Source organism: Mixta sp. (genome assembly GCF_024610815.1).
GTDB classification, from domain to species: domain Bacteria; phylum Pseudomonadota; class Gammaproteobacteria; order Enterobacterales; family Enterobacteriaceae; genus Mixta; species Mixta calida.
On sequence record NZ_JANION010000085.1, the window covers coordinates 1 to 11,834 of the forward strand.

Here is an 11,834-nt window from a genome sequence, read left to right on the forward strand (position 1 = left end):
GCCAGTCAGAACACTTCACCAGAGAATACCAGGAATGCAATCAGGGATGATAAGAAATGGTTTAGGATGCTTCACTGTATCCTCGCCGTCAGGATGACGCGCGCTGCGTTTCCGGTCACCCGTCTTCTTTTATGTTGAGCAAATCGTGCATTTGCGACGCTATAACACAATCCAAACACGCAAATAATTTGTCAATCGCGCCGTTGGCCTGCAAAGGGCGAAACGGACTGCTGCTGTGCGTTTACCTGGCACGGCCGGCTATTGCTACACCTTTTTTGACTCCATCGCAGGCGATAACTTGTGCGCCGCCCTGCGCGGCATAATCATTTTTGTTAATTAATTGGGATAAATACATGAGGATCGTGGTGAAAATTCGAATCGCATTAGGTCTGCTTTTTGTATTAAGCGTTGCGGGCTGTAAGTCGCCGCCGCCGGTCAATGACGACACCATCGTCTCCAGCACCGTCGATGGCGTCACGCTGACTTATCGCCATGCCATTACGCCGCCGCACACCTTCTCACCGGTGAACGAAGAGTACCGCGCGCTTTATAACGCTTCCGTGATGAGCCGTCCCGACTTCGGCGGCAAGGTGGTACGCCATCTGGAGAATGCCCAGCCTTATACCGTGTTGGGCCGCGTGGAGAACAACTGGCTCGCCATCGCTGAGAAAGATCAGGATCAGCTGATTGGCTACGTGCCGCTGCGCGCCGTGGTGAAAAGCGCGCTCTATGAAGAGACCATCAAGGCGGATCAGCGCCGTAAACGCGTTCGCGCCACGCAGCCGGCGAAAAAGAAAACCTGCGTCGCGGTGGATGGCGACAGCAAAGCGTGCCAGAACAGCAGCAGCGGCACATGGATTATCGATTAATAACGTGTCAGTAATGGGTAATCCATTATGAAACAACGAAACTTTTTGCGCCTGTGTCAGCAGGCGCTTTTCCTGACGGCGCTTACCTTGCTGGCAGGCTGTATATCATTTTCACGCAGCGATCCTTCCCATTACCGTCTGTTATTTCAGGCGCGGCCACCGGTTAATGATTCAGCGCCGCTAAAGCTGCGCGTGCTGCTGCTGAAATCGGACGCCGATTTCATGTCTGCGGATTTTTATTCGTTGCAGACGAGCGCGCAAACCGTGCTGGGCGGCAACCTGCTCAACAGCGAGCAGTTCTTCTTAATGCCGGGTCAACGCAATAAAACCCTTACCGTAGAACGCACGCCTGAAGCGCGCTATATCGGCGTGATGGCTGAGTATCAGTCACTCAACGGCAAAAAGTGGCGTCTTTCATTAGCGCTGCCCGCGCCGGGCGAGGCCGCTTCAGATGCCCACTGGCAGGAAGCGGATGACGCGTTGCAGGCCAGCATTATCGTCGATAACCGCGGCGTGCGCGTCGCAGGCAAGTCCGCGTCAACGGCGGAATAACGGAAAGCCATTATGAACAAAGCAGAAAAGGTGGTCTGGAGCGAAGGCATGTTCCTGCGCCCGCATCACTTCCAGCAGTCGGAAAGCTACCTGCAAAGCACGCTGCGCGACTGGGGCGCCGCTCAGCGTTCGTACCTGTGGGGCTTTACCAGCCTGGAGTTCGACGAGGCGATGCTGCGCCAGGGGAAAATCGCCCTGAGCGCCGCCAGCGGCCTGCTGCCGGACGGCACCCACTTCGCCTTTCAGGATCCTCGCCAGGCGCCCGCGCCGCTGGAGATCGCGGATAACCAGAGCAATGTCGACGTGGTGCTGGCCCTGCCGGCGCGGCGCAACGGCCGCGAAGAGGTGATTTTCAGCGAGTCGGCGGATTCGCTGGCGCGCTATCTTAGCTTCGAGCGCGAGGTAGACGACTTTAACGCCATCTCCGTCGGCCCGGCGGCGGTGCAGTTCGGCAAGCTGCGTTTGAAACTGATGCTGGAAAGCGAGCTGACCGCCGAATGGACCGCTATCGGCGTAACGCGCGTGATCGAAAAGCGCGGCGACAAACAGCTGCGCCTCGACGCGGGTTACATTCCGCCGATGCTGAACGCCATCAATCATCCGCTGCTGTTTGACTATCTGAACGATATTCATGGACTGCTGGCGCAGCGCAGCCAGCAGATCGGCCAGCGCCTGCGTCAGCCCGGCCGTTTCAATACCGCCGAAATGGTCGATTTCATGCTGCTGGCGCTGATCAATCATCATCTCGGTCTGGTCTCGCATCTGAAAAACCTGCCGCTGCTGCATCCCGAACAGCTGTTTAGTCACTGGCTGGCGTTTGCCGCCGAGCTGTCGACCTGGACGCCGCAGCGTTCGCCGGACGCCGCGCTGCCCGTTTATGACCATGACGATATCGCCCGCAGCTTCAGCAAACTGATGCTGCTGCTGCGCCAGGGGCTGTCGCTGGTGATGGAGGAGAGCGCGGTGCAGCTGCCGCTAACCGAGCGTTCTCACGGGCTGAACGTAGCGACGGTGCCGGACGCGTCGATGGTGCGCGAATTCGGGTTCGTGCTTGCCGTGCGCGCCAACGTGCCGGGCGAAGCGTTGCAGACGCACTTCCCGGCGCAGATGAAGGTGGCTCCGGTAACCAAAATCCGCGATCTGGTGCAGCTTCAGCTGCCGGGCTTGGTGCTGCGCGCAATGCCGACCGCGCCGCCGCAGATCCCGTGGCACGCCGGCTACAGCTATTTCGAGCTGGAGAAGGGCGGAGATCTGTGGAAAGAGATGGAAAGGTCGGGCGCGTTTGCGCTGCATCTGGCGGGCGAATTTCCCGGCCTGGATATGGAGTTCTGGGCAATTCGCAGCCAGTCCGTCTGAAACGTTAGAATGAGCGCTCACCATGCAGGAACGACATTTTACCGGCAGCGATGCCGCCTTTTCCGGCGCCAGCAGCAATAACCCGCTGGTTGCCGCCGCTAATCCTTTGCTTAACGCGATCCCGCAGATCCGTCACTCCGTTACGCATGACGATCCGGCCGCGCTGCGTCAGCGCCTGATCGATCAGGTGCGCCACTTTGAGAAAAACAGCCAGCGCGCCGGTCTTCCTTACGAGGTGATCGTCGGCGCGCGCTACTGTCTTTGCACCGCGCTGGACGAGGCGGCGGCGCTGACGCCGTGGGGAAGCCGGGGCGTCTGGCCCGGCAATGGCCTGCTGGTGACGTTTCATAACGAAACCTGGGGCGGCGAGAAGTTTTTTCAGCTGCTGGCGAAGCTGTCGCAGAATCCGCGCGAACATATCTTGCTGCTGGAGCTGATCAACTACTGTCTGCTGCTGGGTTTCGAAGGGCGCTACCGCGTGCTGGATAATGGCCGCTCGCAGCTGGAAACCATCCGTCAGCGGCTGCTGCAAATGATCCGCGGCGTGCGCGGCGGCTACCCGCCGGCGCTGTCGCCTCATCCCGAAGATCAGCCGGTGATGCGTAAAATGTGGCGGCCGGTGGTGCCGCTTTGGGCCTGCGCCGCCCTTGTCGGCTTCCTCGCCTGCCTGCTCTATATCATTCTCAACTGGCGGCTGGGCGACGTGACCAGTCCGGTGCTGGCCTCCGTTTACCAGACGCCGCTGCCGGAAGTGACTATTCGCAACCCGGCGCCGCGCGCGCCTGCGGTGCTGAACCTGCGCGCTTTCCTGCGCCCTGAGATCGAACAGGGGCTGGTGGCGGTACGCGACGAGGCGGATCAGAGCGTGGTGACGCTGAAAGGGGATGGCCTGTTCGCCTCCGGCTCCACCGCGGTGCGCGGACGCTACGAGGCGGTGATCGACCGTATCGCGCAGGCGATGGATAACGTCAGCGGCAAAATCCTGGTGACCGGCTACAGCGATAACGTGCCGATCCGCAGCGCCCGCTTCGCCTCTAACTATGAGCTGTCGCTGGCGCGCGCGCAGTCGGTGCAGGAAATGCTGCAAAAACATCTGTCGCAACCCGGACGGACGAAGGCGGAAGGCCGTGGCGAAACCAACCCGCTGGTTCCCAACACCACGCCTGAGAACCGCGCCCGCAATCGTCGGGTGGAGATCACACTGTTAGTTTCGCCGGAAAATACGCGCGCGGAGCTAAACGGACTGCAGCAAGGGAACTGACAGATGCTGAACATACTGTTTTCCATTATAACCAGCCGGCTGATGTGGGGCTTCGTTGGCATCACCGCGCTCTCCTTTATCATCTGGGTTATCGGCCCGGTCTTTTCCATCGTCGATTCGCGTCCGCTGGAGTCGGAGCAGAATCGCCTGATCAGCATCGGACTGCTTTATCTGGTCTGGGGAATTAGCAATCTGGCGCCGCGCCTGTATAACGCCTGGATCAACCGCAAGCTGATGGGCAGCCTGAGCCACGGCGAGCCGGGCGTTGACAGCGATCGCAAGCGGCTGACTAATGAAGAACAGGTGCTGGCCGAACGCTTCGATGAAGCGTCGCGGCTGCTGAAAAAGGCGCACTTCAACCGCGCCGATCGCCGCAACCCTTTCTGGGCGCAGCGCTTCAGCCGCCAGTATCTCTATCAGCTGCCCTGGTATGTGATCATCGGCGCGCCGGGCGCGGGCAAAACCACTGCCCTGGTCAACTCTGGCCTGCAATTTCCGTTGGCGGACCGTTTCGGCAAAACCGCGCTGCGCGGCATCGGCGGCACCCGCAACTGCGACTGGTGGTTCACCAACGAAGCGGTGCTGCTGGATACGGCGGGGCGCTACACCACGCAGGAGAGCCAGCAGGCGCAGGACGCCAGCGAATGGCAGAAATTTGTCGATCTGCTGCGTAAATATCGCGGACGCCAGCCGATTAACGGCGTGATTGTGACCATCAGCGTCTCGGATCTGCTAACTCAATCGGCGGAAGCGGCGCAGCAGCAGGCGCTGAATCTGCGTCAGCGTCTGACGGAGCTGCATGAACAGCTGGGCATCCGTTTTCCGGTCTATGTGCTGGTGACCAAGGCGGACCTGTTGAAAGGCTTCCGCGCCTGGTTTTCGAAGCTGGATAAAGCGCAGCGCGAACAGATCTGGGGCTTCACCTTTCCGTGGGAGCGGGCGAAGCTGGCCGATTTCGATCTCGCCAGCGCATTCAGTCAGGAATATGCGCTGCTGCAACAGCGTCTGGACGCGGGCCTGGCGGATACGCTGATTATGGAGAGCGACGCGCAGGCGCGTGCGGAAAGCTATCTGTTCCCGCAAGAGTTCGCCGCGCTGCGTCCGCTGCTGGCGGACTACCTCAACACCGTTTTCGCCCGTTCCAATTTTGAAACCCAGTTCTCTCCGCGCGGCATCTATTTCGCCAGCGGTACCCAGGAAGGCCTGCCTTTCGACCGCGTAATGGGTGAGCTGAGCCGCGCGCTGCATCTGCCGCAGGCGGGCGAGCAGGGCGGCGATAGCGGCGCCTGGGACAGCGTACGTAAAGAGGCGCCGATTCCGGCAAATAAAGGCCAGAGTTTCTTCCTGAAGGATCTGCTGACCAACGTTATTTTTCAGGAAGCGGGGCTGGCGGGCAGCAACCGCTGGTGGGAGCTGCGCAATCGCGCCGTTCTGTGGTCCGGCTATGCGGGCCTGCTGGCGCTGTTGATTGTCGTATCGGCGCTGTGGCTGACCAGCTACGGCAAGAATAAAAGCTATCTGCAGGAGGTGCAGGCGAAAGTGCCGGGCGTCGCCGAACAGAGCAAGAATTTGCAGTCCGGCGGCGAGAGCGATCTCTTTGCGCTACTGCCGTTCCTTAACAGCGTGCTTACCCTGCCGGAAAGCAACGATTTCGACCTGAACGATCCGCCGTTAACGCGCCGCATGAGGCTTTATCGCGGTGTTGAAGTCAGCGACGCGACGCAGACGCTTTACCAAAAATCGCTGAAGCAGCTGCTGCTGCCGCAGGTGGCCCAGCTGATTACCGGCTGGCTGCGCGGCGACAACGGCAGCGACGCCGATTACAGCTACGAGGCGCTGAAGGCGTACCAGATGCTCTATCAGCCGCAGCATTACGACGGGAAATTCCTGCATGCCTGGGTGATGCTGAACGTGCGGCGCAGCCTGCCGCAGAATGTCACCCAGGCGCAGTTAAGCCAGCTGGATCGTCATCTGGCGCAGCTGCTGGAGACGCAGATTCAGGCATCGCCTTACGCTCGCGACGACGTGTTGGTAAAGCGCGAGCAGGCGCTGATTAATCAGATGCCGCTGTCCGGCCGCGTGTATGGCCGCCTCAGACGCCTGCTGGAACAGGATGAAAATTTGCCGCCGGTTTCCCTTGCCGATTTGGGCGGTCCGCAGAGCGAGTTAGTGTTTACCCGTAAAAGCGGCAAGCCGTTAAGCGAAGGCATTCCCGGACTCTTTACCCCGGAAGGATACTGGAACCGCTTCGATAAAAATATCGATGCGGTGACTGCGGCGCTGCACAAGGATGACGTCTGGGTGCTGGGCGGCGCGACCGCCGATGAAGATAAGCAGCAGACCAACAACGCGGTGCGTCAGCGCTATATGGAAGACTTTATGCGCCGTTGGGATGAGCTGCTGAGCGATATCCAGCTCAACAACAGCGCCGATCTGTCGCAGCGCATTAACAGCGCGCGGCTGCTTTCCGGCAGCAATTCGCCGCTGCGCAAGCTGGTGGTGAATCTGAGCCATTATCTGATGCTGGAGCGGCTGCCGACGGAGAAAACGCAACAGCAGACGGGCGATCAGAGCAACAGCGTCACCCGCACGCTGGAAGCGCTGTTCCGTGCGCGTCAGCCCGCGCAAGCGGCGACGGCGGCGCAAACGCCGGAGCAGCGGGTCACTGAACATTATGCGCCGGTGATTGAGCTGGCTCAGCCGCTGGAGCAGGGCGGCAAAACCATCGTCTTCGATGATTTTCTCAAGCAGATCGATGAGCTTTATCGCTACCTGACGGCGGTGCAGGATGCCGCCAACAGCGGCATGCCGCCGCCGTCGGGCGAAACGATCGGCCGGCTGCAGGCCAGCGCCGGACGGTTGCCGGGATCGCTGCAAAATATGTTTACCCACCTGGCGGTCGGCGCCAGCAGCGACGCTCAGCGCCGCGATATGGAGAACGTCCGCAAGCGCATCAACGTCGAGGTCGGCAGCTTCTGCCGCCAGGCGATCGGCGGACGCTATCCGCTGTCGCGCAATGGCCGCAGCGAAGTCACCCCGGACGATCTGGCGCACATGTTCGCGCCCGGTACCGGCCTGATGGACAGCTTCTTCCGCGATAATCTGGCGACCAAAGTGGACACCACCCACGCAAGCTGGCGCTTTATACCGGGCATTGACGGCAAAAGCCTGCCGGGGGGCGAGGCGCTGCTGCGTCCTTTCCAGCAGGCGCAGAGCATCCGCGATGCCTTTTTCGCTAACGGCGCGACCATGCCGTCGTTCCGCGTCACTATCCGCACGGTGCGTATGGACAACGATATTCTCAACCTGACGCTGGATGTGGATGGTCAGCTGCTGCGCTACAGCCATGGTCCGCAGGCGGTGCAGCTGATGAGCTGGCCCGGCAGCGGCGGCACCCGCCAGGTGCGCATGCAGCTGGGTATGGCGGACGGCACCACCTCGGCCCTGGTGACAAACGGCGCCTGGGCGCTGAACCGCTTTTTCGACCGCGCGGCGTTGTCGGCGGGCGGCAACAGCCTGAGCCGGCAGGCGACATTTAACGTTGATGGCCATCGCGTCACGCTGGAGTTTACGCCGAACAGCATCCGTAACCCGTTCCAGCTTCCTGGCTTTGCATGCCCATAACTGCAAGGAAAAGATTATGAGCCACTCCCCTGCGATCGGCTGGTATGGGAAATTGCCCAGCGCCGGCGACTTTCTCCAGCGTCGTTTTCCTGATGCCGTTGCCCGACAGTGGACCCACTGGTTTCAGGTCGGGCTGCTGAACTGGCAGAAAAATGAAGAACAGCGTCCGGGCGAGACGCAGCGCTTCGCCAAAGCGCCGGTATGGAATTTCGTGGTGCCGCCGATGCTGGGCAGCCAGCTGGTGCAGATGGGCTGCCTGCTGCCCGCGCGCGACAGCGTGGGGCGTCAGTATCCGGTCTGCGCCCTGTTCAGCTTCACGCCGACGGAGTGGTCAAACGCCCGCCTCGTGCTGGCTGGCGAATGGTATCAGCAGCTGGGGCGTACGCTACTGCATGCAGTGAACAACGGCTACTCCGCCGATAAGTTGGATGATGCGTTGCTGGCAATCCCGTCGCCGCCGCTGCCCGATGCATCGCAGCGCTCCGATATTCTCGACGTTATCGGCTATGGCGAAAACGCCACCAACCTCAGTTGGAAGCAGGTGGCCGAGTGCTTCGATCCGCAGCGCTACACCAGCTTCTGGTGGACCAATCAGTGCGATGGCTATCCGCTTTACACCCATCTGCACAGCGGCAACTTTACCGGCCAGCTGTTTTCGCTGCTGTTCGACCCGGCAGGCGGCGCGCGACCGGGACGACACGGGCTTTATCCGCCCATGTTTGACTGATTTTTTATTGCGAGGATTGCGATGAACATCGATGCGCTATTGGCCCCGATTAGCAGTGAACAACCGTGCGGGGAGAACCTGGAGTATGACGCCGATTATATGGCGATGATGCAGGCGTGCGAAGGTAAGCCTGAACAGCAGTTCGGCGACACTATTATCCCTGCTGAGCCCGCCGACTGGAACAAAGTCGAAAAGTTGGCGACCGGACTGCTGAACCGCACTAAAGATCTGCGCGTAATGTTGGCGCTTACTCACGCCTGGACGCAGATGAAAGGATTGCCGGGCTACGCCAGCGGTCTGAAGCTGATTGAGCAGGCGCTGCTGCTCTACTGGGAACCGCTCTGGCCGCTGCTGGAAGAATATGGCGAACGCGATCCCTTCTACCGTATCAACGCGCTGGCGGCGCTGGGCGATAAGTCAGCGCTCACCTCCGCAGTGCGTCAGGCGCCGCTTCTGCGCAGCGCCGCAGATCAGATCTCCCTGCGCGACGCCTGCGCGCTGCTGGACGGCAGCAAAACCGAAGTCGTGGACTACCCCGGTGGCCGTCCTCGTCTGAATGATGAGTTGGCACGCGGCGAACAGCCCGCCACTGAAGCGCTTTTTCAAATAAGTGAGCGTTTACAAACTATCCGTGAAACCCTGGTAGAGCATCTGGGTGAAAGCGGCGCGCCGGAAATGGCGCAGCTGCAAAAAATGGTGAGCCTGGTGACGCAGGCGTGTCAGGCCACTGACCTGACGACGCTAATGCCGGGCGGCGACGCCGCTTCGCAGACGGAGCAGAGCATCGTTGAAAGCCGTCCGGCCGCCGCGCCGCCGCGTATGCAGGCCGACTGGCGCAGCAGCGACATTACCTCGCGCGCCGACGTGCAGCTGGCGCTGGAGAAGGTGAAGCAATACTTCGCCCGTTATGAACCCAGTCATCCGGCGCCGTTAATGATCGATCGCGTGCAACGGGTCATTGAACTCGATTTTATGGAGATTATCCGCGACCTCGCGCCGGACGGCGTGCATCAGCTGGAAAATATTTTTGGCCGCCGCGACTAAGCCGCAGCCCTCTATCCTGTAGCCTGGCCTGACGCGTCGGCTGCTGACTTTTACCGCGCATATCTGATGGAGAACATCATGGCAACGACAAAATCCAGTGGGCAGAAGTTTATCGCCCGTAACCGCGCGCCACGCGTACAGATTGAATACGATGTGGAGATCTACGGCGCTGAGCGCAAAATCCAACTGCCGTTCGTCATGGGCGTCATGGCCGATCTGGTCGGTAAACCGGTGGAACCGCTGCCGGGCGTCGATGAGCGTAAATTTATGGAGATCGACATCGACAACTTCGATGAGCGCATGAAAGCGCTGAAGCCGCGCGTCGCTTTCCAGGCGGAAAATACCCTGACCGACGAAGGCCGGCTGAACATCGATCTGACCTTTGAAAGCATGGAGGATTTCTCGCCCGACGCGGTGGCGCGCAAAGTTGAACCGCTGAATAAGCTGCTGGAAGCGCGCACGCAGCTCTCCAACCTGCTGACCTATATGGATGGTAAAAACGGCGCGGAAGAGTTGATTGCAAAAATTCTGCAAGATCCGACGCTGCTGAAGTCGCTGGGCCATCTGGCGAAACCGGAAGAAAACGTCAAAGGTGATGAGGAATAACGATGAGCAATAATCCATCACAGCAACAACAGCCGCAGCAGGAACAGCAGTCCTGGAATCAGGATGAATTCAGCGCCCTGCTGAACAAAGAGTTCCGTCCGAAAAGCGATCAGGCGCGCGCCGCGGTGGAAAGCGCGGTGAAAACCCTGGCGCAGCAGGCGCTGGAAAACAGCATTACCGTCTCCAGCGACGCTTACCGCACTATCCAGGCGCTGATTGCTGAAATCGACGAAAAGCTGTCACGTCAGGTTAACCAGATCATTCACCATGAAGATTTTCAGAAGCTGGAGGGCGCCTGGCGCGGCCTGAGCTATCTGGTCAACAACACCGAAACCGACGAGATGCTGAAAATCCGCTTTATGAGCATCTCCAAGCAGGAGCTGGGCCGCACGCTGAAGCGCTACAAAGGCGTGGGCTGGGACCAGAGCCCTATCTTCAAGAAGATCTATGAAGAAGAGTATGGTCAGTTCGGCGGCGAGCCGTTTGGCTGCCTGGTGGGTGATTACTATTTCGATCACAGCCCGCAGGATGTTGAGCTGCTGGGCGAAATGGCGCGCATCGGCGCGGCGGCGCACTGTCCGTTTATCACCGGCACCGCGCCAAGCGTAATGCAGATGGAAACCTGGCAAGAGCTGGCGAACCCGCGCGATCTGACCAAGATTTTCCAGAATACCGAATATGCCGCCTGGCGCAGTCTGCGCGAGTCGGAAGATGCGCGCTATCTGGGCCTGGTAATGCCGCGCTTCCTGTCGCGCCTGCCGTATGGCATCCGCACCAATCCGGTAGACAGCTTCGATTTTGAAGAAGAGACCGAAGGCGCCAACCACAGTAACTATACCTGGACCAATGCGGCCTACGCGATGGCGGCCAACATCAACCGCTCGTTTAAAGAGTTTGGCTGGTGCACCTCGATTCGCGGCGTGGAATCGGGCGGCGCGGTGGAAAACCTGCCTTGCCACACTTTCCCCAGCGACGACGGCGGCGTAGATATGAAATGCCCGACCGAAATCGCCATCAGCGATCGCCGTGAGGCCGAGCTGGCGAAAAACGGTTTTATGCCGCTGGTGCATCGCAAGAACTCCGATTTCGCCGCCTTTATCGGCGCGCAGTCGCTGCAAAAACCGGCGGAGTATCACGATGCCGACGCCACCGCCAACGCGCGTCTGGCGGCGCGCCTGCCGTATCTGTTCGCCTGCTGCCGCTTCGCGCACTACCTGAAGTGCATCGTGCGCGACAAGATCGGTTCTTTCCGCGAGCGCGAAGAGATGGAGCGCTGGCTGAACGATTGGGTAATGAACTACGTGGATGGCGATCCGGCCAACTCCTCGCAGGAAACCAAATCCCGCAAACCGCTGGCGTCAGCGGAAGTGATGGTGGAAGAGATTGAAGATAATCCGGGCTACTACGCCGCGAAATTCTTCCTGCGTCCGCATTACCAGCTGGAAGGACTGACTGTATCGCTGCGTCTGGTTTCCAAACTCCCTTCGCTGAAAACCAACGATGCGTAAGTGATGGCGCCGGGCGTTATGCCCGGCGCATACCCGGCCTGCCCGTAAAAAAGGGTTACCTGGTCAGCCTGATAAAAGGAGGCTATGACTAATCTTAATACCTGACTGGTAGGTTCCCTGGGTAAAGGTAAAAAGCATATTGGGCAAAAGAGAAAAGGGGGAAAATGCTTTGAAGCTGATCAAAACCATACTGCTGCAACTCATTGCGCATTTTTTGAGTCTTATCTCATTCGGCATATTCTTTTTAAATTCTTTTTATTACGCTTTTTTCATGGCTGGAAAGGGAC

Annotated in this window: 9 protein-coding genes; all 9 read left to right on the forward strand. The window is 59.6% G+C overall.

Going from position 1 to position 11,834, the window contains the following annotated elements:
- Positions 1–365: 365 nt before the first annotated feature.
- The 9 genes from MYY08_RS05590 (at position 366) to tssC (ending at position 11,547) form a co-directional block, all read left to right on the forward strand.
- Positions 366–869, forward strand: a complete 504-nt coding sequence (locus tag MYY08_RS05590; RefSeq protein ID WP_038628520.1) for a hypothetical protein — start codon at positions 366–368, stop codon at positions 867–869.
- Positions 870–896: 27 nt separating this feature from the next.
- Positions 897–1,421: a type VI secretion system lipoprotein TssJ gene (gene tssJ, locus MYY08_RS05595; RefSeq protein WP_038628518.1), complete on the forward strand. Its 525-nt coding sequence runs from the start codon at positions 897–899 to the stop codon at positions 1,419–1,421.
- A 12-nt stretch (positions 1,422–1,433) separates the two neighbouring features.
- A complete protein-coding gene (gene tssK / locus MYY08_RS05600; RefSeq protein ID WP_038628516.1) occupies positions 1,434–2,777 on the forward strand; it encodes a type VI secretion system baseplate subunit TssK in 1,344 nt (447 codons plus the stop codon).
- Positions 2,778–2,799: 22 nt separating this feature from the next.
- Positions 2,800–4,038, forward strand: coding sequence for a DotU family type VI secretion system protein (locus MYY08_RS05605; protein ID WP_038628513.1), 1,239 nt, complete (start codon positions 2,800–2,802; stop codon positions 4,036–4,038).
- A gap of 3 nt (positions 4,039–4,041) precedes the next feature.
- Positions 4,042–7,662 carry a type VI secretion system membrane subunit TssM gene (tssM, locus tag MYY08_RS05610; protein WP_288013746.1) on the forward strand — a complete coding sequence of 1,207 codons (3,621 nt, stop codon included), beginning with the start codon at positions 4,042–4,044 and terminating at the stop codon, positions 7,660–7,662.
- A 16-nt stretch (positions 7,663–7,678) separates the two neighbouring features.
- Positions 7,679–8,389, forward strand: coding sequence for a type VI secretion system-associated protein TagF (gene tagF / locus MYY08_RS05615; protein ID WP_190296481.1), 711 nt, complete (start codon positions 7,679–7,681; stop codon positions 8,387–8,389).
- Positions 8,390–8,410: 21 nt separating this feature from the next.
- A complete protein-coding gene (tssA, locus tag MYY08_RS05620) occupies positions 8,411–9,433 on the forward strand; it encodes a type VI secretion system protein TssA (protein ID WP_288013749.1) in 1,023 nt (340 codons plus the stop codon).
- 78 nt (positions 9,434–9,511) lie between these two features.
- Positions 9,512–10,039, forward strand: coding sequence for a type VI secretion system contractile sheath small subunit (tssB, locus tag MYY08_RS05625; RefSeq protein WP_190296483.1), 528 nt, complete (start codon positions 9,512–9,514; stop codon positions 10,037–10,039).
- Positions 10,040–10,041: 2 nt separating this feature from the next.
- Positions 10,042–11,547, forward strand: coding sequence for a type VI secretion system contractile sheath large subunit (tssC, locus tag MYY08_RS05630; RefSeq protein WP_038628504.1), 1,506 nt, complete (start codon positions 10,042–10,044; stop codon positions 11,545–11,547).
- The last annotated feature ends 287 nt before the right edge of the window (positions 11,548–11,834 follow it).